This window comes from Paenarthrobacter sp. 22069, from assembly GCF_052046035.1.
Taxonomy (GTDB): Bacteria; Actinomycetota; Actinomycetes; order Actinomycetales; family Micrococcaceae; genus Arthrobacter.
This window is the reverse complement of the sequence record NZ_JBQEQF010000018.1, coordinates 29,321-53,709: the sequence shown is the minus strand read 5'-3', so window position 1 is coordinate 53,709 and position 24,389 is coordinate 29,321. Positions and strand designations below refer to the sequence as shown.

Genomic DNA, 24,389 nt, shown 5'->3' with positions numbered 1-24,389 from the left:
TCAATCAAGGAGATCAACGATGACTGCAGCATTTGAGCCCACCCAGCAGCCGTCCGGCCAGGACACAACACAGCAGGCTGCCGCCCTGGAGCTCGAGTGGGCCGCCAACCCCCGCTGGGAAGGTGTGACCCGGGACTACTCAGCCTCCGACGTCGTCCGCCTCCGCGGCCGCGTCTCCGAAGAGCACACCCTGGCCCGCCGCGGTTCGGAGAAGCTGTGGAAGCAGCTGACTGAGGAGCACAAGACCGGCGGCTACACCAACGCCCTGGGCGCCCTCACCGGCAACCAGGCCGTCCAGCAGGTCAAGGCCGGGCTGCGCGCCATCTACCTCTCCGGCTGGCAGGTCGCGGCGGACGCCAACAACTCCGGCCACACCTACCCGGACCAGTCCCTCTACCCGGCCAACTCGGTCCCCACCGTGGTCCGCCGGATCAACAACGCCCTTCTCCGGGCAGACCAAATCGAATTCTCCGAAGGCATCCAGACGGTCGAGGACTGGATGGTCCCGATCGTCGCCGACGCCGAGGCCGGCTTCGGCGGCCCGCTCAACGCCTACGAACTCATGAAGTCCATGATCCAGGCAGGAGCTTCCGGTGTTCACTGGGAAGACCAGCTCGCCTCGGAGAAGAAGTGCGGCCACCTCGGCGGCAAGGTCCTGATCCCAACCCAGCAGCACGTCCGCACCCTGAACGCCGCCCGGCTGGCGGCCGACGTCGCCGGCACCCCCACCGTCGTCATTGCCCGCACCGACGCCGAGGCCGCCACCCTCATCACCTCCGACGTCGACGAGCGGGACCAGGAATTCATCACCGGCGAGCGCACCGCCGAGGGCTTCTACAAGGTCCGCAACGGCATCGAACCCTGCATCGCCCGCGCCAAGGCCTACGCCCCGTACTCCGACCTCATCTGGATGGAAACGGGCACCCCGGACCTGGAGCTGGCCCGCAAGTTCGCCGAGTCCGTCAAGGCCGAGTTCCCAACCCAGATGCTCTCCTACAACTGCTCGCCGTCGTTCAACTGGCGCAAGCACCTGGACGATGCCACCATCGCCAAGTTCCAGCGTGAACTCGGCGCCATGGGATTCACGTTCCAGTTCATCACCCTGGCCGGCTTCCATGCCCTGAACTACTCGATGTTCGACCTCGCCCACGGATACGCCCGTGAAGGCATGAGCGCCTACGTCGAACTCCAGGAAAAGGAATTCGCCTCCGAGTCCCGCGGCTACACCGCAACCAAGCACCAGCGCGAAGTCGGCACCGGCTACTTCGACACCATCTCCACGGCGCTCAACCCGAACGCGTCGACTCTCGCCCTCGTGGGATCCACCGAAGAGGGCCAGTTCCACTAACTTTCCTGCTCGACGGCGGTGCTTCCGTTCGGCCTTCGGACCGGCATCGCTCGGCCTGCTATTCCCCCCGTCCCGGTTTCGACCTCGCTGAGCGAGGACGGACCGGGACGCGGGGCCCCTTTTACGCAGGCTGCCGCGACACCGGCTCCTCGGCCTAGTGCCTCAGTCGCCACCCTGCCGCTTCCCGCCGTCGAACTTCCCTTTCGTCTTTAAGGAGACTGAGATGAACAGCTTCACCGATACCTTCACGATCAATGGCATAACCCTCACCGCGCAGCCCATTTGCCGGCAGGACGAGGTGCTGACCCCGGACGCCCTGTCCTTTATTGCGAAGCTGCACCGGGCTACTGCGGACCGTCGGCAGGAGCTGCTGCAGGCACGGCGGACCCGGCGGGCTGATATCGCCGCCGGCGCCGATCCCCGGTTCCTGCGGGAAACCGAGCACATCCGCAACGATGCTTCCTGGCGGGTCGCTCCCCCGGCACCCGGGCTGGAGGACCGCCGCGTCGAAATCACCGGGCCGGTGGACAAGAAGATGACCATCAACGCCCTGAACTCCGGTGCCAAGGTGTGGCTGGCTGACATGGAGGACTCCTCCACCCCCACCTGGCGGAACGTCATCAAGGGCCAGCTGAACCTCACCGACGCCCTGGAACGCCGGATCGACTTCACCACGGAGGAGGGCAAGGAATACAAACTGCGCCCGGCCGGCGAACTGCCCACCATCGTGGTCCGGCCCCGCGGCTGGCACCTGCCCGAAAAGCACATGCTCATCGACGGCCAGCCCATCGCCGGCGGCATCGTGGACTTCGGCCTGTTCTTCTTCCACAACGCCCGCCGCCTGCTCGCCCAGGGCAAAGGCCCGTACTTCTACCTGCCCAAGATCGAGAACCACCTCGAAGCCCGGCTGTGGAACGACATCTTCATCCTGGCCCAGGACCTGCTCGGCATCCCGCAGGGCACCATCCGCGCCACCGTGCTGATCGAAACCATCACCGCAGCGTTCGAAATGGAGGAGATCCTCTACGAACTGCGCGACCACGCCGCAGGCCTGAACGCCGGCCGCTGGGACTACATCTTTTCCCTGATCAAGAACTTCCGCACCCGAGGCCCCCGCTTCGTCCTCCCGGACCGGGGCCAGGTCACCATGACCCAGCCGTTCATGCGCGCCTACACCGAACAGCTGGTCCGGGCCTGCCACAAGCGCGGCGCCATGGCCATCGGCGGCATGGCTGCGGCGGTTCCCAACCGCAAGGACCCGGAAGCCAACGCCAACGCCCTCGAGAAGGTGCGCGCGGACAAGACCCGCGAGGCCAGCGACGGCTTCGACGGCTCCTGGGTGGCGCACCCGGACCTGGTGCCCGTGTGCCGTGAGGTGTTCGACGGCGTCCTGGGCAGCAAGCCCAACCAGTTGGACCGGCTCCGCGAGGACGTCACCCCGGACGACCGCGCCCTGATCAACGTTGCCGCCACCACCGGCACCATCACCGAACAGGGCATCCGGAACAACATCGAGGTGGGCATCCGCTACATCGAGTCCTGGCTCCGCGGCAACGGCGCAGTGGCCATCCACAACCTCATGGAGGACGCCGCCACCGCAGAGATCTCCCGGTCCCAGCTCTGGCAGTGGATCTATGCCCGGGCCATCACGGACCACGGCGAGATCATCAGCCACGAATGGGTTGAGGAACTCCTGGACGAGGAATTCGCCCGGCTGGAACGCTTCGACGGCGACCGGTTCGAGGACGCCCGCGACATCTTCGAGGAAGTCACGCTCAGCCGCGAGTTCCCGTCCTTCCTCACGCTCCCCGCGTACGCCCGCTACCTGACGGAGGCCCGCGAAAAGGCCACCGTGGAGGAGTTGTCGGCGGCGTGACCATACTTCCGTCTGCCGGGCCGGCACGCCCTTCGCAACAGGCCCCCCGAAATCCGGGGCGCCGGCCCGGCGACGGAGCACCCGCAACACCCCCGCTCACTTCTTATCGATAAACCCAGGACGCCCGCTCACTTTCGCGAAGAAAGTGAGCGGGCGTTGTCGTATTTATTGCCAGACGTGAGCGGGCATCGCGGGTTTAGGCACATCAGGTGAGCCTGGTTCAACACAGGGATGTCCGACGGCGGCGGGTCGTCTCAGCGTCCGCGCGGCACCTTCCGGACGGACAGGGTGGTACTGACGAAGAAGACCAGCACCGAGGCCAGGATGACCAGCAGGGCCGGGGTCCACGATCCGGAGCTGTCATGGACGAAGCCCACCAGCGGCGGCGCGACGGCGGCAAGGCAGTAACCCAGGCCCTGGACCGTGGCCGACATCCGCCCCGCGGAGGCCTGGTCGTGGGCGAGCTTGATGATGGCGATGAAGATCAGGGTGATGCCGCCGCCCTGGGCGATGCCGCCTGAGGTGGACCACAGCCACCACAGCTGCGGCAGGAAAAGCAACCCGATGGGAACGGCAAGCCACAACGTGCCCAGGGTGACCGCCACCGCCGTCGTGCTCATGTATTTGGCCGCAAAGGGCACGCCGAGGCCGCCCACAATGGCAAGGATCTGGAAGATTGAGGACGCGGCGCCGGCCGCGGACGTGGACATGGACAGCTCGTCGTGCAGGTAGCTGGGCAGCCACGCGGTGACGCCGTAGTAGGAAAACGCTTGGCCGCCGAAACCGGCAGTGAGGCCGAACGTGGTCCAGCCCGAGCTTGAAGCCCGGGCAGCCGGCGCCTCTGCCCCGTCCCCGCCGTCCACCAGGAAGGCGGTCCGCGGACCCACTGCGAGGACCCACACCGCCACCGCTGCCACGGCCAGGAGCGCCACGGACGCCAGGGCAAGCCGCCAGCCCAGCAGGGCCGCCAGCGGGGCCATGGCAACCGAAGTCAGGAACGAGCCAATGTTCAGGGCTGCGGTGTAAATTCCCATCGCGGTTCCCTGCCGGCGCGGGGCAAAATCGCGACGGATGATCAGCGGCACCGCTATGTTGCCCACGGTGATGGCCACACCGAGGACCACCGTTCCGGCCACCACCAGCACGGGTCCTCCCGCCGAGCGGACCAGCACCCCGGCCAGCACGCCCAGGATGGTCAACGTGACGGCGAACTCGGCGCCGAACTTCCGGGCTGCCAGGGAGGCCAAGGGAGCGGCAAGGGAGAAGCAGAGCACGGGGATGCTGGTCAGCAGCCCCAGCAGGACCGGCGAAAACTGCAGCTCCGCCTGCATGGGGCCCACCAGGGGCGCTACGGCAACGAACGGGCCGCGGAGGTTCAGCGCCAGCAGGCCGATGCAGGCCAGCAGGACCCAGCTCTTCGGGACGCGGGACAGGACGCGGCCGCTCACAGGGGCAAAACGGGGAATGGGCGTGGATTCATCACTTCCATTGCTATCACGCCCCGCGGCGCTGGAGTTTCAGGCGCCCGGGCCGCCGGTGCTGCCATACGATGAACCTGACCCCAGGACGAAGCACCCGCGGAGGACACCGATGACGCACCGCCTTGCCATCCTCGACGACTACCAGGACGTGGCCCACGGCTTCGCTGACTTCGCGGCCCTGGAGGCTGAGGGAGTTACCGTCACTTCCTACCGTGAGCCGTTCCCTTCCCGGGACGCCCTGGTCTCGGCGCTGGCGGACACTACCATGATCATTGCCATGCGCGAGCGGACGCCGTTCCCGCGGGAGGTGTTCGAGAAGCTGCCGGCACTTGAATTGCTGGTCACCACCGGAATGGCGAACGCCGCCATCGACCTGGCCGCCGCAGCCGAGCACGGGGTGACCGTGTGCGGAACCCCGGGCTCACCCACGGCTGCTCCGGAACTGACCTGGGCCCTGCTGCTGGCCGTGGCGCGGCAGCTGCCGGCGGAGGAAAACTCCCTCCGGGCCGGAAGCTGGCAAGCAAGCGTGGGCATCGAGCTCGCCGGGAAGACCCTGGGCATCGTGGGGCTGGGAAAGATCGGGCAGCGGATCGCCGCCTACGGGCAGGCCTTCGGCATGGACGTGGTGGCGTGGAGCCAGAACCTGACAGCGGAGGCTGCCGCCGACGCCGGGGCCCGGCTGGTATCCAAGGAGGAACTCTTCACCGTCGCCGACGTCGCCACCCTCCACCTGCGCCTCTCGCCGAGGTCGCAGAACACCGTCGGCGAGGCCGAGCTGCGCCTGCTGGGTCCCGAAGGCATCCTCGTGAACACAGCCCGCGGGCCCCTGGTTGACCAGGACGCCCTGATCAAGGCGCTCACCAACGGATGGATCCGCGGCGCCGCCCTGGACGTCTTCGACCAGGAACCCCTGCGGGCCGGGCACCCGCTCCTGGCCGCCCCGAATACCGTGCTGTCCCCCCACCTGGGCTACGTCACGCAGGAAAGCTACCGCCAGTTCTACGGCGGCGCCCTGGAGGACATCACCGCGTGGCTGGCCGGCTCCCCTATCCGCACCATCACGGCCTGAACGGGAAGAAGCAGCATGACGCACATCATCCGCAAGGCAACAGCAGACGACGCCGGCCGCCTCGCCGCGCTGGCGGCCGTCACCTTTCCGCTGGCCTGCCCGCCGTCGTCGTCCCCTGCCGACGTTGCCGCCCACCTGGCCAACACGCTCAGCGAAGACCACTTCAGCGAATACCTGGCGGACCCCGACACCACGGTCCTGGCGATCGACGCAGACGGGGACCTCACCGGCTACAGCCTCCTGGTGAACAGGGCCGCCATCGACCCGGACGTTTCCTCCGTCCTGTCCCTGCTGCCGTCCGTGGAAATCAGCAAATGCTACGTCCACCCTGACTACCACGGGCTTGGGGCCGCCGCTGAGCTGATGCACGCAAGCCTGGAGGCGGCCGCGGCCCTGGGCGGTGCTGGAGCATGGCTGGGCGTCAACAGCCAGAATGCCCGCGCCATCCGCTTCTATGAAAAATCAGGCTTCCGCAAAGTGGGGACCAAGTCCTTCCGGCTCGGCAGCACGGTGGAACACGACTTCGTGCTGGAGCGCCCCCTGCCGTAGCCGCTCAGGCTTCCGGTTGATGCAGCCGTCGGATGTCCGTGCCGGCCATCGACTCTTCCAGCGGATAGGCCAGCGGCGGCCTTGGTTCGTCCAGCAGCTTCAAACCTGGTGGCAGGCCCTCGATGGTGCCGCTCGACCCGGTGGCAGTGATGGTCACACGGCTGGTATCCAGCAGGACGTTTTCGGCCCGGAAGGTTCCCACGGACTCCGGCAGGATCGGTGCCAGGTGCACCACCCTGCGGGTGAAGACGGGGTCGAAACGCAGCAGGATCCGTGCGAGCTGCACGGGCGCCGCCGCCGCCCAGGCCTGCGGGGAGCATGCAGTGGGATAGGGAACAGGGCCCGGGAACTCACCGCGGTCGAACCCGCAGAACAGTTCCGGCAGCCGGCCATCAAAGTGATCGGCTGCGTCCAGGATGCCCAGTGCCACCCGTTTGGCCTCGTCCACGAACCCGTAGCGCATCAGCCCCGTGGCCACCAGCGCGGTGTCGTGTGGCCACACCGAGCCGTTGTGGTAGCTGACGGGGTTGTAGGCGCCCATGTCCGAGGCCAGCGTGCGGATGCCCCAGCCCGTGAACATCTGCGGGGACATCAGGTTTTCCATGACAGACACGGCTTTGTCCTCGTCCACAATGCCCGTCCACAGGCAGTGGCCGATGTTGGACGTCAGCGCATCGACATGGCGTTTGTCTTTGTCCAGCGCCACCGCAAAGTAGCCCTTGTCCGGCAGCCAGAACTTCTTGTTGAACTCCTCCTTGAAGGCTGCGGCCTTGTCCGCCCAGTGCTTTTCCAGGTCCGGATGCCCGGTCCAGTGGGCCAGCAGCGACCTGCCCACGTAAGCCGCATAGACGTAGGCCTGGACCTCGCAGAGCGCGATGGGGGCTTCTGCGATGGTCCCGTCCGCGAAATTGATGCCGTCCCAGGAGTCTTTCCAGCCCTGGTTGACCAGGCCGTGGTCGTTGGGCCGGAGGTACTCCACGAAGCCGTCGCCGTCCCTGTCGCCGTATTTTTCGATCCATTCCAGGGCGCGGTCCGCGTTGGCCAGCAGCGGCTGGATCGCGTCCCGGGACAGTCCCCACCGACTCAGCTCGCCCAGGGTTGCCACGAAAAGCGGGGTGGCGTCGGCCGTGCCGTAGTACGCGGTGCCGCCCAAAGACAGGCCCGCGGTAACGCCCAGCCGGACCTCGTGCGGGATGCGGCCCGGTTCCTCTTCGGAGTCCACATCCACTTTCTTCCCCTGGATCCCGGCCAGGGTCTGCAGCGTGCCCAGGGCGAGATTGGGGTTGACCATCATGCTCATGTAGGACGTCAGCAGCGAGTCCCGACCGAACAGGGCCATGAACCAGGGCGCCCCCGCCGCGACCGCGGCGCGGTTGGGATGGTGGGCATCGAAGATCCGCAGGGCACCGAGGTCGCTTTGGCTGCGGTTGAGCACGTTCTGGAAGCTGGTGTCCTCGATGCTGATCCGGGGCACGTTCTCTTCCCAGGCCAGGTGGCGCCGCACGCCCTCGCGGTGGTGCGGCAGCTGGCCCTCCGTGAAGGGTTTTTCCGGGGCCTCCCCGTTAACCAGCGGCACCACGATGACGCTGGTGCTCCACTTGCCGCGGGCCGGAACGGTGACCCGGAAGCGGAGCCCGTCCGTGCCCACCTCCGCGTCCTTGGCCCCGATGGCGGAGCCTCGCTGCTGGCCGTGCCGTGATGCTTCAATGATGAGCTTTCCATCCACCACCGTGCGGGTGGTGTCATCGGGGCCTGTTGTCCGGCCGCCTTTCACTTCGAAGAGGTCGGCCTGGTCCGCGTCCACATGCAGCTCGATCGCGCATTCAACGGGTTCCGCTGCGTAGTTCTCCAGGATGATGTCGTCCTGCAGGCCCGGTCCGATATGGCGGATCTGCCGGACCACCAGCGGACTGTCAAACCGGCCTCCCGGCCACGTTGCGCGACCAACAAAGGTTGCTTCGAAAGGCTGGGCCTTCTGGGCTGACAGTGGTTCGCGCCGCGAGCCGTTGATCCGCAGCACCCAGCCCGAGACGATCCGGGTGTCCTGGTAAAACGCGCCGTTCGTGCCGCCGTCGGCACTGATGTCGCCGGTTCCGGCTGAGATGCAAAACGAAGAACCCTCCAGTACGGTGACGGCACCAACATCGGAGCCGGAGGCCTCATTGTCTTCGTTCCAGGCGGTCATGGAAGGACTCCCTTCTGAGGCTGGATGCTGCCGGGGAGCCCAACGCCCGCCCGTCCCCCTTAACGATTCTGGTGCACCGGCGGGGTAACGGGAACCCCTCCCGGCAATCTCCCGGCCAGCAGGTCGTCAAAGAGCCTGAGATGTTGTGCCACCATCCTCTGGGCACTGAACCGCTCCTCCACTGAAGCCCGGCAACGTTCCCTGCTGAGGCCTGCGGCTGCCTCCACGAAGCCCGGCAGTTCCTCCAACTGTCCCAGGAAGCCCGTCCGGCCGTGCTCCACGATCTCTGGGGCCGAGCCGATCCGCGTCCCGATCACGGGAGTCCCGGTGGCCAACGCCTCGATCATCACCAGGCCGAAGGGTTCCGACCACTGGATGGGGTTCAGGAAGGCCGTGGCCTCGCCCATCAGGCGGTACTTGGCGGCATCGTCGACTTCCCCCACGAAATCTTCGTTGGGTCCGAGCATCGGTTCGATGACTTCCCGGAAGTAGCGGATCTCGTCCGGCTCCCGCATCTTGACGGCGATCTTGAGGTGCATGCCCACGTCCCGGGCGACGGTGATGGCTTCGAACAGCCCCTTGTCGTGGCAGGCGCGCCCCACAAAACAGAGATACCCGCCACTGCCACTGCCGACAGGGACCTCGGAAACGTCCATGCCATGGTGGATCACCTGCGTCACCGGGACGTCCGGGGCATGCGACGCCTGGTCACGGGAGATCGCCACAATGGCCACATCCTTCGCCATGGCCCGGTAGAGGTCCTCTGCATCCTGATGGAGCGGACCGTGGATGGTGGTGACCACGGGGATATTGGCCGGCCTGCGGGCATAGAGCGGGCCCGCCAATGTGTGGTCGTGGATGAGGTCCACGTCCCGGAGCTCGTCGTACGCCCGGATCACGTGGCTGAGCTCGGACATGGTCAAGCCAAGCTCATCCCGGCACGCCGGCCGCATGCCCGGCACCAGCGGCACGGGGCAAGTGCTTTCGGACGGGGCGGCGAGCAGGACCTCATGTCCGGCGGCCGCGAAGCCACGCGCCAGGGTGTCCACCACCCTTTCGATGCCGCCGTAGGTCAGCGGGGGAATCGGAATCCATGGTCCGGCAATAAGTCCAATACGCATATCTGGCCTCCAGGGAAACGAGGCCCGGGCTCCCAGCTGCCAGGCACTTCCCGCCACGGGACATGCAATCCCGTGGTGTTTAAGTTTGTGGCGACTGCATCACCTACTTCAGAACTATCACCCACCACGGCCCGGGCCACAAGACCTGTTTGTGGGGCATCTCATAGAACGCGGCCGGAATGGCCGCAGCAACCGCAGGGTTGTGCAAGACATGAAGATTGAGATCTGGTCCGACGTTGCCTGCCCATGGTGTTTCATTGGCAAGCGCCGTTTCGAGGCCGCCCTGGCATCCTTCCCGCACCGCGATGCCGTCGACGTCATGTGGCGCAGCTACCAGCTGGACCCTGCCCTCCCCGAACACTACGACGGGACGGAACTGGAGTACCTGAGCAGCCGCAAGGGCATGCCGGCCCAGCAGGTCTCCCAAATGTTCGATCATGTAGCCCAGCAGGCCATGGGTGAAGGCCTGGACTACCACTTCGAGAAAGTGGTGGTGGCCAACAGTTTCACGGCCCACCGCCTCATCCACCTTGCTGCAGCGCATGGCAAGCAGGACGCCGCCAAGGAACGGCTGCTCAGCGACCACTTCGAGCACGGCAAGGACATCGGCAGCCGCGGGTACCTGTCCTCCCTCGGCGCTGACCTCAGCCTGCCTGCCGGCGAAGTGGAGGAGCTCTTCAGCACGGACAAGTACACCGATGAGGTCCGGTTCGACTTCCAGGAGGCCCGGGCCCTGGGGATCACCGGTGTTCCGTTCTTCGTGATCGACCGCAAGTTCGGCCTGTCCGGCGCCCAGCCCGCCGAGACGTTCACCGCCGCCCTCAACCAGGCGTGGCAGGAAGCCAACCCCCTGGTCCTGGTGAACTCCACGGACGCCGAGGCCTGCGGCCCCGACGGCTGCGCGGTGTAGCAGCCTTTTACTGACACATCGCTGTAAAGTGTCTGTATGCCCCGGATTACAGCCGCCAGCAACGCCGAACAGCGTGCGGATACCCAGCGACGCATTCTCACGGCGTTCGGTGAGCTCCTCTTCACCCACGGACTTCCAGGCCTGACCATGACGGACGTGGCGCGGCATGCGGGAATTGGCCGCACCGCCGTCTACAACTACTACGCGGACATTGAGGAACTCCTCATTTCCTATGCGCTGGACGAGACGGAGAAGTTCCTCTCCGACCTGCGCGAATCGCTGAACCGGCTGGAAAACCCGGTGGAGCGGCTGGCCCTGTACGTCCGCGCCCAGGTGGTTGACCTCAGCCGCCGCCACCTCCCGCCGGGACCTGCCATGGGGGCGGTGCTCTCGCCGTCGTCCTTTGCCAAGCTTTCGGACCACGTCGGTGAGCTCAGCGTCCTGCTCCAGGGCATCCTGCGTGACGGCATGGAGCAGGGCTACCTGCCGGTGGCGGACGTGGGCCAGCAGTCCCAATTGATCCTGGGCACCCTGTCCTCCAGCGCCGCGAGGGGCAGCGACGAGCCTGCGGAGCTGGAAGCCCGCGTGGCCAGGACGGTGCGTTTCATCCAGCTGGGTGCCGGCGCAAGGTTCGACGACGACGGCCGGCCCCTTCGCGTGGCGCAGCTTCCCGCGGCGGCCGGGTAAGCCCCTGCCGCCCGGCAGTCAGGACACCGGCGTGACAGGCAGTTTGTCAGTGTCCGCCGTGCGCCGGCTTTCCCGGGGGCAGCTGAGTTTCCCGGGCGTCTGGTCCACCAGTTCGGGCGGGACCAGCGCTGTGTAGTCCTGGGACAGGATCACGTCAACGCTGGCGTCGTTCCTGCCGTCCTGGAAGTAGTCAGAACCCTGCAGGTTACGCTGCACCGTAAACGCGGCAGCCTGGCCGGCAGGGCCCGACACCACGGCGGCCACGCCCCGGTAACCGGGGCTGGTGTTGGACACGTTTCCCACCACGAACTTCCGCGCCAGCAGTTCATCCGCCACCGAGCGGGCCAGGCCGGCACGGCTGGTGGAGTTGAAGACGTTGACGTTGACCTTGTCGGTGGGTGTGTAGTCGAACGTCGAGGCCGGGCACGAGGACACCGGCGTGGGGGCGGGCTCGGCAGACGGGATCTTCAGGCGCCCGTTGATGACGGCAAGCGCCACGATGATACCGGCAGCAATCAAGCCGACCAGCAGGACCAGCACCGCCCCGTGCAGCACCCGGCGGCGGACACGCGCCGTTTCATCGGCGTCCCGGGCAGCCGCCATGGCCGCCCGAAGCTCAGCGCCGGAGACAACGTGGTGGCCGTGAAGGATTCCGGGGTCCTTCGTCCGCGTCCTAGCCATCGAGCACCAGGACCCGGGCGTGGATTGCGGTGCGCTGGTGCAGGGCGGTGCGGACTGCACGGTGCAGCCCGTCCTCCAGGTAGAGGGTCCCCTGGTACTGCACCACATGCGGGAACAGGTCCCCGAAGAACGTGGAATCCTCCGCCAGCAGGGCTTCCAGGTCCAGGGTGCGCTTGGTGGTGACCAGCTCGTCGAGCCGGACGGGCCGCGGGGGCAGCGACGCCCATTGTTTTGGGGTGTTGTAACCATGGTCGGGGTAAGGGCGGCCCTCGCCCACAGCTTTGAATATCACCATGCCACAGTAGGCACCGCGTTGCTCCAGCGAAAGTAGCAGGGGTGACCGGCGGCAGGTTGTAGCCAAACAGTGACCAACACGGCTGACCGATGCCCGGCCGACGGGGACTGGGGGCGGGCCATGTTGCGCGCCGCACTGGAGCGCGCAATCCTGCTGACAGAATGGAGCCATGACAGCATCCGAGTCCCCTGCCGTGCCCGCGCCCGGAATCCGCCTGCCGTCCGCACCGCCGCTGGCGCTCCTGCTCGACGTGGACGGGCCGGTGGCCAGCCCGGTGACCCGGGACGTCAAGCCGGACATCATCCTTGACCTGGTGGCCCTTGCGGCTGCGGGAATTCCCGTCATCTTCAACACCGGCCGCTCGGACGCCTTCATCCGGGAACAGGTCATGAAGCCAATGATCGCGGCAGGCATCCCGGCTGGCACCGTCATCCATGCCGTCTGCGAGAAGGGTGCGGTCTGGTTCAGCTACACGGCGGCCGGGCCCGGCCCCGTCCATGTGGACCGGGAACTCGCCGTTCCGGCGGCGTACGGGGATGACATCCGCAGGCTGGTGGCCGAGGACTACGCCGCCCACATGTTCTTCGACGAGACCAAGCGGGCCATGGTGTCGGTGGAACAGCACATCGAGGTGCCCAGTGCCGACTACCTGGCCGAGCAGAAACTGTTCGACGCCGACGCCATGGAACTCATGGTCCGCCACGGGCTGGGCGTAGTGCGGCTGGACCACCACGCCCCCAATTCCGACGACGAGGTGGACTACCGCGTGGACCCCACCATCATCTCCACGGACATCGAGTCCGTGCGGCTGGGCAAGGACCTCGGTGCCAGCCGGGCGGTGGAGCTCCTGGCGGCCCAGGGCATCACGCCCCAGGCGTGGCGGACGGTCGGAGACTCGCGCACCGACTACGCCATGGCGGACTGGCTGCACCACAACGACCACCCGGTGAAGCACGTGGACGTGCGGCCGGCGGACGGTGTGCCCATCAAGCCCTACCCGGTGCTGACGGCGGCGGACCTGGGGCTGGACGGCACAGTGATCCACGACGACGCCGGCGGCGCCTTCCTGCGCGCCTGGCGTGAGGCCCTGGACGCCTGAGCCCCTGCCGGGCCGCCGTCGTACAAGCCACCACGGGGCGCCAGCATGGCCCCGGAAACCTGCCGTTATCTTGGCAGGACTATCATGCAGGTAAGACTGCCCACATCCACCAGCACGGAGACAACCATTACAGAAGCACCGGTCCAGGACGAGGTCTACTACGGCGGCCAGGCGTCCGTGGAGGAACAATTTCACGCCGAGATCACATCGGCGGCGGCTGAGCAGCGGCTCAGCCACCGTCCCGATGTCATCCGGCACAAGGGCCGGTACGCCCTGATCAATGACACCAGGACGCCCTACCAGGCCATGGTGGAGGACCTGCTGTTCATGCGCAATGTCCTGGCGAACGCCAACCTTGCGTACCTGCTGGTCCGGGGCAACAACGACCGTCCCGTCCTTGCCCTGGACTGGAAGGACCGGAAGAAACTCCGGGCTGCCCTGGTGGAGGCGTGCCGGGAAGAGCCCTTCTACTCCATGACCGTGGACGCGAAGAAAAAGACATCCGTGTTGGTGGCGGACGGCGAACTGTCCCCCAACCGGCAGGGACGCATCTTCCGGCTGTACCGGCCGAGGGTGGAGCCGGTGGGTGGTTTCGAGTTCGGCGCTTCCGCCGGCGTCCAAATTGAGCTGTGGTCCTTCGAGGGCGAACAGCTCATCCTTCCGATCGAAAACTCCCTGACCCGCAGGACCCTGCTGCGGCAGGACGCCGTCCGCGGCACCGTGGAACGCTACGGGCACACCTGGCCCACCATCGAGAACATGTTCGCCGACCACGCAAGCGATATCAGCTTCGACATCGACATGGTCTTCTCCTGGGTGGACGGAAGCTCACCCGAATACATCGCTGCCCGCCGGGCCCAGCAACAGGGACACGTCCTGGGCGAGGGCGACGACCACGAAGCACGGTTCCGGCAGATCAACGAACTCAAGTACGCCCTGCGGTCCGTGTACATGTTCGCGCCCTGGGTGCGCCGCATCTTCATCGCCACAGACTCGCCCGCGCCCGCGTGGCTGGCGGACCACCCGTCCGTCACCATCGTCCGCAGCGAAGAGTTCTTTGCCGATCCGTCAGTGCTGCCCACCCACAACTCCCAGGCGGTGGAGTGCCAACTGCACCACATTGAGGGTTTGTCCGAGCACTTCCTGTATTCGAATGACGATATGTTCTTTGGCCGGCCCGTGGGGCCGGACATGTTCTTTACCCCCGGCGGCATCACCAAGTTCATCGAGGCGGAAACCAGGATTGGCCTGGGCGAGAACGACGCCGAGCGGAGCGGGTTCGAGAATGCCGCCCGTGTTAACCGCAAGCTCCTGTGGAACCGGTTTGGCCGGATCACCACCCGCCACCTGGAGCACACCGCTGCGCCCCTGCGCCGCAGCCTGGTGGCGCAGATGGAGGAGGAGTTCCCTGAGGAGTTCCGCAAGACTGCGGCCAGCCGGTTCCGTGCGGCCGACAACATCTCCGTGACCAACTCGTTCTACCACTACTACGCGCTGCTCACCGGCCGCGCCGTCACGCAGACAGCCGCCAAGGTGCGCTACGTGGACACCACGATGCGCTCCGGACTGAAGTACCTGCCCAAGCTGCTTGCCAAGCGGAACATGGACTTCTTCTGCCTGAACGACGGCAGCTTCCCGGAAGTCAGCGCAGACGAGCGAGCCGACGTCGTGACGGACTTCCTGGAGCGGTACTTCCCCATCAAGGCACCCTGGGAGAAGTAGCCGTCCAGCCCACGCGTTGAGAGCCGGCCCTGCAAAAGGACCGGCTCTCCTTGCGTCAGCAGCCCTAGCGGCCCGTGGACGCCCCGAGCTTGGAGTTGCCGCGCTGCTTGGTGGTCTCGGGGATCCGGATGCCGGCAGCCTCAAGCCGCCGGGCGGTTTCCTCGGGCGATACATACTCGCCAACGGTGGGGGCACTGCCCATCGGCACCACGGAGTGCACGATGGTGTGCTCATACACGTGCACCAGGTTGAAAGCTTGTCCACCGTCCTGCCCGCGGGTGCCTCCCACCGGTACGTTGAGGTCCTGGGTGTAGCAGGACGCGGAGGCAACGGACACGGGAACTCCGGCGAAGCTGGCGGTGGTGGAGTAGTGCAGGTGGCCTGCCAGGATGGTGCGGACATCCGAGTTGCGGACCACGGCCGCCAGCGACGCCTGGTCGCGCAGTTCCACCAACACCGAAAGGTCCAGCACGGACGGTACCGGCGGGTGGTGCAGGGCCAGGATGGTCCCGTCCGGCGCAGGGGTCTCCAACTGCCCCGCGAGCCATTCCAGTTGCGCCGCACTCAGTTCACCGTGGTGGAAGCCAGGCACGGTGGTGTCCAGGGTGATGACGCGCAGCCCGTTGATGAAGTAGCTGTGGTCCACCGGCTCGTCACTGCCAGGCTGGTCGAGCAGCCCCCGCCGGAAATTCGCCCGGTCATCGTGGTTGCCCATGGCCCAGATGACCTGGGCGCCGAGTTCCTTGCAGGCAGGATCGACGATGGCGCGGAGCTTTACATAGGCTTCCGGATCGCCCTTGTCAGCGAGGTCACCGGTGAAAATCACGGCTTCAGGCTTGGCCCCCGACGCTTTGACTTCGTCGAAAAGTTGGATGAGCCTGGCTTCGCTGTCGACTGATCCGTAGAGGGGGTCCGGACCTCCCAACAGGTGGGGATCGCTCAGGTGGAGTAGGAAGTGGCGTGGCCGGGGATGCTCGGCCTCGATGTGCTCCATTGCTACCTCTATGGTTGGTGGGAAGGCTCTCTTCCCTTGTACCCTTCAGTAATATTTATCCAATCAGACATTTGGCAAACATGGGGTAAATCGCCGGAGCTGATGTGGAAAAAGTTGGAAGAACTGCGCTTTTGCAGATCTGATTCGCTGAGAACGCGTTTACCCGAGTGCTTCTTCAATCGCGTCGATGACCTCGGCGGAATCCGGCCCCGCGGTCGGGGCAAACCGAGCCACCACCTCCCCTTCCCGGTTGACCAAAAACTTCTCGAAATTCCACTTCACCAGCCCTGGCAGCAGTCCGGTCTTGAACTTGGTGAGTTCGGTGTACAGCAGGTGCTGGTTCCTGCCGCGGACGTCCGTTTTGGCCGTCAGCGGGAAGGTGACCCCGAAGTTCCGTTCACAGAAGTCCGCGATTTCGCTGTCCGTGCCCGGCTCCTGGCCCGCGAACTGGTTGCACGGCACCCCCAGCACCTCGAATCCACGGTCCTTGAACTTGCCGTAGAGGGCCCTCCAGTCCGGCGTACTGCCCGGTGAAGCCACAGTTGGAGGCCACGTTGACCACCAGAACCACTTTTCCTTTGAATTGCCCGAAACTGGTCCTGGTCCCGTCGTTGAGGATCAGCGGGATCGGGTACAGGGGACGCGGGCGGCGCAGCTGCGAAAAATTGTTCATACCGTAAGTTCGTTGCCAAGCGCCCGGCGTACGGGTCCGGGATGAAGATTACGGGGTCACGGATTCGGTCGGCGTCGGCGAAGCAGTCGCACTGGCAGTCGCAGTCGGGGTCGGCGAAGCAGTCGCAGTGGGAGTCGGCGACGCAGTAGCAGTCGCGGTCGACGTCGGAGTCGGAGTCGGCGAAGCAGTAGCAGTAACCGTCGGGGTCGGCGACGCAGTCGCGGTCGGCGTCGGCGACGCAGTCGCGGTCGGCGTCGGCGATGCAGTAACCGACGCCGCCGGAGTCGGCGAAGCAGTAGCAGTCGCAGTCGGGGTCGGCGAAGCACCCGCAGTCGCGGTCGACGTCGGAGTCGGCGACGCAGTAGCAGTCGCAGTCGGAGTCGGCGACGCAGTCACAGTCGGCGTCGCAGCAATAGCCGGCGAGGGCGACGGCGACGCGGCACTGACTGAAGGTTCAGCCGCTGGCTGTGCCGTCGTCGTCAATTGCACGTTGGGCGGCGGAAGCACCATGTCTGTCGCCTCGGACGGGGAAGGCGCCGCGGACTGCTCCGGGATGAGAGGGAGGGGCGACGCCTGAAGCCCCGCCGCGGGGAATCCGCTGTCCGGGTCTATCTGGAGTGGAATAGTCCAGCTGATCCATCCACCGTAGAACTGGCCGGAGGCGTAGGAAACCATTCCTCCCGGTATCGCCTGGTTGGGTGTGCGGAGCGGGAGGAACGTCCATCTCAACGGGTTGGTGTAGCGGCCATTCAGGATGGTTTCGAAATGCAGATGGCACCCGGTGGACCAGCCGGTGGTTCCCACCCGCGCCACGACTTGCCCTGCCTGGACCTTGTCCCCGGTGCGGACGGCAATGGATTCGAGATGGTTGTAGGTGGTGATGAGGCCATCGCCGTGGTCGATCTCCACCCGGTTTCCGCCGCCCCAGGGGTGCCAGCCAGCCGCCCGCACAACACCCGAATCCGCGGCATAAACCGGTGTGCCGCAGGCGGCGGCATAGTCCTGGCCAAGGTGGAAGTCCCCCGCTGCACCGCTGAGCGGGCTGACCCTGGGACCGAAGGGTGAACTGGGGGTCAGGACCTGCAGGGGTGCCATCAGGAAACCGGACATCGGCCGGTCCGCGATGGAGGGTCCAACGGCCAAAGGGTCCACATCGCCGTGCCCTGCGTTTCCGATGGACGTCCGTGGGAAAGCCAGCGGGGCATGCGGATCGGACAGGATGACGGACGGAAGGGTGCCGGCACCAGCCACGTCCGGGGCCGAAAGAGCAGTTCCGCCTTGCAGATCCAGATGATTACCCGCGCCGGAACTTGCGGCTGGAGTCCCTGCCTGTGAGACGCCCGGCCCGGCCACGGACGCGGCCATCCGTAGGTGGTCTGGCGAACCGGCGGAAAGATTGACGGCGCAGACGGAGGCAACAAGGACACCGGCAGCAGCGACGGCGCGGGTAAGCGGGGGTAAGGGTCGCTTGCCCGGCCTTCTGTTGCCGGGCACGGATTTCTTGCCCAATACACTGACTCCACAAAGGGGCGTGCCGCACGGTGTCTCGACGGTATTCCCCATGGGACCACAGGACCGCAGACCTGGAAACCCCATCTCCGGACAATGGGGGCGTTAGGGGATTTCCCCTGTCACCAGCGTCAATACTGCTCCGGTCAAAATGGGCAACAATGTTTCATGCGCAATGTCTTCCGTACATGGCGGGACGAGATCAAGAAAACCTTCTCGGGCAGGGCCGACGCCCCGCCGGACTGGACGTTGCAGCTGGCCGAAGGGGACGATCCCGGCTACCACCTGCCAGGTTCAGCGGTGTGGGCCGTGCACGGCTCCATGACGCCCATCGTTGGAGGAATCCGCACGCTGCTGATGCAGTCGCTCCACCCGGGCGCACTGGCGGGGGTGCACGAGCACTCCAATTTCCGCGAGGATCCGCTGCGCCGGCTGGCCAACACCATCCGTTGGATCTTCACCGTGACCTACGGCTCGACGGCGGCCGCGCAGGAGGCAACCAGGCGCGTGAGGCATCTGCATGAGCCTGTCCAGGGCAGCTACAGGGACAACGACGGCGGCGTCCGCACCTACAGTGCCAACGATCCCGGGCTGGCCGGCTGGATCCACATCGCCTTCACGGACGGCTTCCTTGCGGCGCACAAGATCTGGGGTGGGCCCATTCCCGGCGGCGCGGACGCCTACATCCGCGAGTGGGCCCAAGCCGGGCAGTTGATGGGGGTGGAAGAACCGCCGCTGACAGAGGCGGAGATGCGCAGCCAGCTCGACGGGTGGTACCGGAGCGGTGAGCTGCGGGCAGACGACCGCGTCAGGGAAACCGTGGAGTTCATCCGCAACGCCCCGCTTCACCCTCTGCTAAGGCCCGGTTACCGGATCCTCTTTGCCGCTGCCGTGTACAGCCTGGAGCCCAGGTACCGCCGGATGCTGGGACTGTCTGTCCCACGGCTGGGGCCTTTCCCCCTGCCGGTGAGGTTGGCCACAAAGGTCTTGCTCGGCGTCGTGCATCTCGCCTTGGGCGGCCTCCGCAGGGGGATGGGGCCCAGCGAAGCGGCGGCGAGGAAGCGCCTGAGGCGGCTCGGCGTACCGGCTGCCGACTTTGCCTGACCTGGGCGTCACCGCCCAGCTGTGGGGCAGAAATGCAGGAAGCCGGCCCCGGGTTTACCGGGACCGGCTTCTTGACTGGCGGAGAATGGGGGATTTGAACCCCCGAGGGCGTTAACCCAACACGCGTTCCAGGCGTGCGCCATAGGCCGCTAGGCGAATTCTCCAACTGCTTCTGAATCAAAAGCAGGTACTAGACTACCTGAACTTTTCCGCATGGACCAATTAGCCCTCACGGGGCACTTATTGCACGCCCGTACCGCCGCCCGCCGCGCCTGGCCGGCCGCTTCGCCTTAATCGGAAAATGGACGCCCCCAACGCGCCCATTCCCTGTTGCACCGTTGAGCTGCCGGGTCCGGATCTTCACGCCAGGCCACGCAGCTCACAACCTTGAGATTGCCCCAATCGGTGTACAAGCCCAATGATCGTCGCTGCGGCAAGGATAAGCAATGAAAACCGGGATACATGCCGGTTGCCGGAAGTGCGCCGCACCCATTCGCAGGCGGGCGGCAGGAGCGAGGGCCGATTCGAGTCGCGCCGGATGATCGGGTAAAGTATCTGACGGCCCCTCATGTGGCGTCATCCTGTTGAACTCCCCCAGGACCGGAAGGTAGCAAGGGTAGACGGGCTCTGGCGGGTGCATGGGGGGTCTTTACTATTCCCCCACAGGGCGGCATGATGTCAGCCCGGATTGGTAGGGTTTTCTCTGTGACAGTTACTACCGCCCTGTACCGCAGATACCGTCCCGACTCGTTCGCTGACGTTATCGGACAGGAGCATGTCACTGAGCCGCTGATGACGGCCCTGCGGAAGAACCGCGTGAACCACGCCTACCTTTTTTCGGGTCCCAGGGGCTGCGGCAAGACCACTTCCGCCCGCATTCTGGCCCGCTGCCTCAACTGTGCCCAGGGGCCGACGGACACGCCCTGCGGAACCTGCCCAAGCTGCGTGGAGCTGGCGCGCGGCGGCTCCGGGTCGCTGGACGTCATCGAGATTGACGCTGCCAGCCACGGCGGTGTGGACGATGCCCGGGACCTGCGGGAACGGGCCACCTTTGCACCCGTACGGGACCGCTACAAGATCTTCATCATCGATGAGGCCCACATGGTCACCTCAGCTGGGTTCAACGCCCTGCTGAAGATCGTGGAGGAACCGCCGGAACACATCAAATTCATCTTCGCCACCACGGAGCCGGATAAGGTCATCGGAACCATCCGGTCACGGACGCACCACTACCCGTTCCGGCTGGTGCCGCCCGAGCCCCTGATGGCCTACCTGGAGCTCCTGTGCCGGCAGGAGAACGTTCCCGTGGCCCCCGGCGTCCTCTCGCTGGTCATCCGGGCAGGTGGCGGTTCCGTACGCGACTCGCTCTCCGTCCTGGACCAGCTCATGGCAGGCGCAGGACCCGGCGGGCTGGACTATGAGCTCGCGGTCGCCCTGCTGGGCTACACGCACGCCTCACTGCTGGACGACGTCGTGGAAGCCATTGCCGCGTCCGATGCCGCCACCGTTTTCCGCGCCGTGGACCGGGTCATCCAGACCGGGCACGACCCCCGCCGCTTCGTTGAGGACCTGCTGGAGCGGTTCCGGGACCTGATCATCGTCCAGGCCATGCCGGAGAGCGCCCACGCCATCCTGCGCGGCATGCCGGCGGACCAGATTGCCCGCCTCCAGAACCAGGCCCACAACCTCGGCGCCGCGGAACTGTCCCGGGCCGCGGATGTCACCAACACCGCCCTGACGGAGATGACCGGTGCCACGTCCCCCCGCCTGCACCTGGAACTGCTGTGCGCCCGGATCCTGCTGCCCAGCTCCGAACAGAATGAGCGCGGCATCGCGGCACGCATCGACCGGGTGGAGCGGCGGCTGAACTATGCAGGGAACGACGTCGGCGCTCCCGCAGCGGCAGTGCCCGCGGGAGCAGTCCCGGCGGGAGCAGTCCCGGCGGGAGCAGTCCCCGCAACGGCTCCTGCCGAAACGCCCGGCACCTCCTCACGAGGATCCCGCCCTGCCCCCGAACGGGCCCCTGCTGCTCCCCGTCCCGAGCAGGGCAGTGTTGCGAAGGCTCCGGCATCTGACGGCCCGGCCGCACCCCAACCGGTGGCCCAGGCACCGGCCGCACCCCAACCGGCCTCCCAGGCACCTGCTGCAGCGGCTGCTTCCGCCCAGGCACCTTTGGAGGCCGCCACTGACCGGGACGTTACCCCGGATGCTGCTGGTCCCCGGGGTTCGCTCACGCCGCCGCGGGTAAGCACCAACGACTGGCCGGTGGAAGAACCCGGCCGCCCGCGCGCGGAGCAGGCTCCTGCCGCCGCAGTCAACAACCAGGCAGCGCCCCAAGCCAATGCGGCCCCGCAATCCAGTGCGGCACCCCAACCGAGCACAGCGAGCACGGCGCCGCAGCCAGGTGGGAACCGGGAGACTTCCGGCGACGCGCCCGTGCCGCCGGCCTCGGATGCCTCCGCAGCCCCTGCACAGCAGGCATCTGCACAGCAGGCATCTGCGCACCAGGCGGCGGGCCAGCAAGCGTCCGGTCCACAGGCACCCGCTTCGCAGGCGCCTGGCCCCACCCAGCAGGTGCCTGCCGGGTCCAGTCCTGCGGCTCCCCCGGCCATGGGCGATGTGGAGGTCCTTCGGAGGGCCTGGCCCGACGTCCTCCAGGCCCTGACCAAGATCAAGCGCAGCACCTGGGCCCTTGTCGAGCCCAATGCACAGGTCAGCGCTTTCGACGGCACGGTGCTGACGCTGTCCTTTACCACCCAGGGACTTGCCGGGGCTTTTGGCCGGGCCGACCACTCGGACAACCTGCGCCAAGCCATCCACAAGACCGTTGGCATCGACTGCCAGATCCATGCGGTGGCCGGCGGCGCAAGCCAGGCGAGCTCTGAGCCAAACCCAAAAGCACCCGCCAGCCCGGTAGTCCAGGCAACTTCGGCTGACGTTGCGTGGGGGCTTGCCCCCGCACCTGCCGAACCCGCCCAACCAGCCCAACCGGCCCAGGGACAGGCTGCCCAGGCCGGGACAGGCATCTCGGCCGGGAGCTCCGCAGTTGCCGGCGGCTCGGCCGGCCCTGGCGGTTCCACTGCTGCCGGGAACTCCGCCGTCGCGGGAAAGACACTAGGTTCTGCCGGTGCCGGACATTCCGGCAGCTCCGCTGTTGCCGCCAGCCTGTCAGCTGCACCTGCTGTTGGCGCTGCACCTGCCCGGCCGGCCGGACAGGGCCTGGAAACCCCGGCCAACGCCGGCGCGGACGCCGGGCAGCCCCCATATCCGCCGGCCGGGGGCGACTACTCGTATTCGGATGACGACTGGGGCCCGCCGCGGGACGAGGACGCTCCCCCGCTGGATGAGGAACCTCCCATGGACTGGGAGCCCTCCGCTCGTCCAGCGAACCGGCCAGGGGCAGCTTCCCCTGATGCTTCCCCCGCGACGGGCAGCGCCAGCGGCAGCAATGGTGCAGTGTCACCCAGCCACGGGACTGTAACGAGTGGTCCAAAAACGGCCAGCACTGCCGGGCCCGCCGCACCGCCTGCCGGCACCCCACACGACCCTTGGTCACGGGCCGTGGAACAGGCCCCCGGTGTATGGGTGGTTGGCGACAAAAGCAACGTAGACGCCAAGCCCGCGCCTGCGGCGGCAGCTGACAACATCGGAACACAGGGAACGGTTCCCCACTACGCGCCCGCCACGGCTCAGGTGCCGCAGCCATCCATTCCCGTGGCCGCAGCGGCCCCTGCCCCTGTTGCGGGGAAAGCCTGGGGGCCTGGCACCGCCAGCGGTTCCGGCACTAGCCCGGCCGGGGGAAGTTTCCAGGCTGCATCCCCGGAGCGGTCCCCGGCACCCGAATTCGCCATGGCCTCCACCGCGCCCGCCGCAGCTATGCCCACTGCGCCTGCCGCCACTACAGCTGCCCCCGCCCGTCCCCAGTCGCCGGCCCCTGCGCCGGCGGCCGTGCGGACGGAGTCACGGCAGAGCCTCTACCAGCGGCTGTCCAACAGCCCGGAGGCCGAAGCAGGCCGGGCCCAGGCGCCCGCGAGGACCGTTGCTGCACCCAGTGCCTTCATCCAGGACATCCCGAGCGCGGACGATGAGACGATCGAGGAATCGGGCGTGTTCGGCCGCGCGGCCGTGGAACGCATTCTCGGTGGAAAGTTGATCGAAGAGCGGTCGCTGGACGGAAGCCCGATTCCGCCGCGCTATTGAGGGGCGGCGCGCCCCTGAAGGCCTGACGAGCCGTCCCGGCGCTCAACCCGCCATTTTGTTCCACCCGCCATCCACACCAAGCTAAAGAGGGAAACGTGTACGAAGGTGCAGTCCAGGAGCTTATTGACGAGCTCGGACGCCTTCCGGGGGTGGGCCCCAAGTCCGCACAGCGGCTGGCGTTCCACATCCTTGAAGCTGACCCGCAGGACATGAAGCGCCTGGTTGAGGCGATCACCACCGTCAAGGAACGGGTCAAATTCTGTACCGTCTGCGGCAACGTCACGGAGCAGGAGTTGTGCAACATCTGCCGCGATCCCCGCCGCGACCCCGCTGTCATTTGCGTCGTAGAGGAGTCTAAAGACGTCCTCGCTGTTGAGCGGACCCGGTCCTTCCGGGGCCGCTACCACGTGCTGGGCGGCGCCATCAATCCCATCGCCGGTGTGGGTCCGGAGCAGTTGCGGATCCGCGAACTGCTCACCAGGTTGAACGACGGCGAGATCCAGGAAGTCATCATCGCCACCGACCCCAACCTGGAAGGTGAGGCAACGGCCACCTATCTGGCCAGGATGCTGAAGACCATCGGCATTGCGGTCACCCGCCTGGCGTCCGGCCTGCCGGTGGGCGGCGACCTCGAATATGCGGACGAAGTGACCCTGGGCCGCGCCTTCGAAGGCCGCCGGAATGCCCTGGCCTGACGCCACGGTCGTTAGCGACAGGCACCGGCAGGGCTGAATTATCCCGTTGAAGATGGGGCGCCGGCAGCGCGGACGGCTCCGCCCAGCCGGCAAGGGCAGGCCGTGGCCGGTATGTGGTCACAATTCAGCGCGGCTCTGGGCGCGGCGATAAACTGTCGGAGGAAAGCCGCGCCGTCCCGGCGTAAGGCTGC

The 24,389-nt window shown here is 66.6% G+C and carries 18 protein-coding genes, 1 tRNA gene, 1 other RNA gene and 2 pseudogenes; 13 read left to right on the top strand and 9 right to left on the bottom strand.

Annotation, left to right across the window (positions count from 1 at the left end):
- Positions 1-19: 19 nt before the first annotated feature.
- A complete protein-coding gene (gene aceA / locus ACTJK0_RS15385) occupies positions 20-1,348 on the top strand; it encodes an isocitrate lyase (protein WP_440745760.1) in 1,329 nt (442 codons plus the stop codon).
- A 223-nt stretch (positions 1,349-1,571) separates the two neighbouring features.
- The gene (aceB, locus tag ACTJK0_RS15380; protein WP_440745759.1) at positions 1,572-3,224 is read left to right on the top strand and encodes a malate synthase A; all 1,653 of its coding nucleotides are present in this window, start codon (positions 1,572-1,574) and stop codon (positions 3,222-3,224) included.
- Positions 3,225-3,478: 254 nt separating this feature from the next.
- On the opposite strand, the gene ACTJK0_RS15375 is transcribed toward aceB, so the two are convergent.
- Positions 3,479-4,672, bottom strand: a complete 1,194-nt coding sequence (locus tag ACTJK0_RS15375; protein ID WP_440745758.1) for an MFS transporter — start codon at positions 4,670-4,672, stop codon at positions 3,479-3,481.
- Positions 4,673-4,814: 142 nt separating this feature from the next.
- Here ACTJK0_RS15375 and ACTJK0_RS15370 point away from each other — a divergent pair, with 142 nt between their 5' ends.
- The gene (locus ACTJK0_RS15370; RefSeq protein ID WP_440745757.1) at positions 4,815-5,774 is read left to right on the top strand and encodes a D-2-hydroxyacid dehydrogenase family protein; all 960 of its coding nucleotides are present in this window, start codon (positions 4,815-4,817) and stop codon (positions 5,772-5,774) included.
- Positions 5,775-5,789: 15 nt separating this feature from the next.
- Positions 5,790-6,323: an N-acetyltransferase family protein gene (locus tag ACTJK0_RS15365; protein ID WP_440745756.1), complete on the top strand. Its 534-nt coding sequence runs from the start codon at positions 5,790-5,792 to the stop codon at positions 6,321-6,323.
- 4 nt (positions 6,324-6,327) lie between these two features.
- Here ACTJK0_RS15365 and ACTJK0_RS15360 read toward each other — a convergent pair whose 3' ends face one another.
- Together ACTJK0_RS15360 and ACTJK0_RS15355 are read right to left on the bottom strand one after the other, a co-directional pair.
- On the bottom strand, positions 6,328-8,508 hold the full coding sequence (locus ACTJK0_RS15360) for an amylo-alpha-1,6-glucosidase (RefSeq protein ID WP_440745755.1): 2,181 nt from the start codon (positions 8,506-8,508) through the stop codon (positions 6,328-6,330).
- Between the two features lie 59 nt (positions 8,509-8,567).
- The gene (locus ACTJK0_RS15355; protein ID WP_110544305.1) at positions 8,568-9,629 is read right to left on the bottom strand and encodes a glycosyltransferase family 4 protein; all 1,062 of its coding nucleotides are present in this window, start codon (positions 9,627-9,629) and stop codon (positions 8,568-8,570) included.
- Between the two features lie 211 nt (positions 9,630-9,840).
- Here ACTJK0_RS15355 and ACTJK0_RS15350 point away from each other — a divergent pair, with 211 nt between their 5' ends.
- Both ACTJK0_RS15350 and ACTJK0_RS15345 read left to right on the top strand, forming a co-directional pair.
- A complete protein-coding gene (locus tag ACTJK0_RS15350; RefSeq protein ID WP_440745754.1) occupies positions 9,841-10,539 on the top strand; it encodes a DsbA family oxidoreductase in 699 nt (232 codons plus the stop codon).
- Positions 10,540-10,575: 36 nt separating this feature from the next.
- Positions 10,576-11,226: a TetR/AcrR family transcriptional regulator gene (locus tag ACTJK0_RS15345; RefSeq protein WP_110544300.1), complete on the top strand. Its 651-nt coding sequence runs from the start codon at positions 10,576-10,578 to the stop codon at positions 11,224-11,226.
- 18 nt (positions 11,227-11,244) lie between these two features.
- On the opposite strand, the gene ACTJK0_RS15340 is transcribed toward ACTJK0_RS15345, so the two are convergent.
- Both ACTJK0_RS15340 and ACTJK0_RS15335 read right to left on the bottom strand, forming a co-directional pair.
- On the bottom strand, positions 11,245-11,907 hold the full coding sequence (locus tag ACTJK0_RS15340; protein ID WP_110544298.1) for a LytR C-terminal domain-containing protein: 663 nt from the start codon (positions 11,905-11,907) through the stop codon (positions 11,245-11,247).
- Positions 11,900-12,199, bottom strand: a complete 300-nt coding sequence (locus tag ACTJK0_RS15335) for a type II toxin-antitoxin system VapB family antitoxin (protein ID WP_181422479.1) — start codon at positions 12,197-12,199, stop codon at positions 11,900-11,902. The genes ACTJK0_RS15340 and ACTJK0_RS15335 overlap by 8 nt, the downstream gene beginning before the upstream one ends.
- Positions 12,200-12,371: 172 nt before the next feature.
- Here ACTJK0_RS15335 and ACTJK0_RS15330 point away from each other — a divergent pair, with 172 nt between their 5' ends.
- Together ACTJK0_RS15330 and ACTJK0_RS15325 are read left to right on the top strand one after the other, a co-directional pair.
- Positions 12,372-13,301: a hypothetical protein gene (locus ACTJK0_RS15330; RefSeq protein ID WP_110544292.1), complete on the top strand. Its 930-nt coding sequence runs from the start codon at positions 12,372-12,374 to the stop codon at positions 13,299-13,301.
- Positions 13,302-13,385: 84 nt separating this feature from the next.
- Entirely contained in the window at positions 13,386-15,023 is a 1,638-nt protein-coding gene (locus tag ACTJK0_RS15325; protein WP_440745753.1) for a stealth family protein, read from the top strand.
- A gap of 64 nt (positions 15,024-15,087) precedes the next feature.
- Here the strand turns inward: ACTJK0_RS15325 and ACTJK0_RS15320 are convergent, their stop codons facing one another.
- Positions 15,088-16,017 (bottom strand): phosphodiesterase, encoded by a 930-nt coding sequence (locus ACTJK0_RS15320; RefSeq protein WP_110544280.1) that lies wholly within the window; start codon positions 16,015-16,017, stop codon positions 15,088-15,090.
- 159 nt (positions 16,018-16,176) lie between these two features.
- Positions 16,177-16,690: pseudogene (locus tag ACTJK0_RS15315) on the bottom strand (glutathione peroxidase).
- Positions 16,691-16,817: 127 nt separating this feature from the next.
- Between ACTJK0_RS15315 and ACTJK0_RS15310 the strand changes: the two are divergent.
- Positions 16,818-17,267 (top strand): hypothetical protein, encoded by a 450-nt coding sequence (locus ACTJK0_RS15310; RefSeq protein ID WP_440745803.1) that lies wholly within the window; start codon positions 16,818-16,820, stop codon positions 17,265-17,267.
- Between the two features lie 212 nt (positions 17,268-17,479).
- On the opposite strand, the pseudogene ACTJK0_RS15305 reads toward ACTJK0_RS15310, so the two are convergent.
- Positions 17,480-17,785: pseudogene (locus ACTJK0_RS15305) on the bottom strand (M23 family metallopeptidase); the annotation flags it as partial.
- 582 nt (positions 17,786-18,367) lie between these two features.
- On the opposite strand from ACTJK0_RS15305, the gene ACTJK0_RS15300 reads away from it, so the two are divergent.
- Complete coding sequence (locus ACTJK0_RS15300) at positions 18,368-19,303, top strand: oxygenase MpaB family protein (protein WP_440745752.1); 936 nt, start codon at positions 18,368-18,370, stop codon at positions 19,301-19,303.
- Between the two features lie 76 nt (positions 19,304-19,379).
- Here ACTJK0_RS15300 and ACTJK0_RS15295 read toward each other — a convergent pair.
- Positions 19,380-19,467: transfer RNA gene (locus tag ACTJK0_RS15295), tRNA-Ser, on the bottom strand.
- Between the two features lie 393 nt (positions 19,468-19,860).
- Between ACTJK0_RS15295 and ffs the strand changes: the two genes are divergently transcribed.
- The 3 genes from ffs to recR all read left to right on the top strand — a co-directional run bounded on the left by ffs (position 19,861) and on the right by recR (position 24,198).
- Positions 19,861-19,957, top strand: an RNA gene (ffs, locus tag ACTJK0_RS15290) — signal recognition particle sRNA small type.
- Positions 19,958-19,978: 21 nt separating this feature from the next.
- Positions 19,979-23,503, top strand: coding sequence for a DNA polymerase III subunit gamma and tau (locus ACTJK0_RS15285; protein WP_440745751.1), 3,525 nt, complete (start codon positions 19,979-19,981; stop codon positions 23,501-23,503).
- Positions 23,504-23,598: 95 nt separating this feature from the next.
- A complete protein-coding gene (recR, locus tag ACTJK0_RS15280) occupies positions 23,599-24,198 on the top strand; it encodes a recombination mediator RecR (RefSeq protein ID WP_043448920.1) in 600 nt (199 codons plus the stop codon).
- Positions 24,199-24,389: the final 191 nt, after the last annotated feature.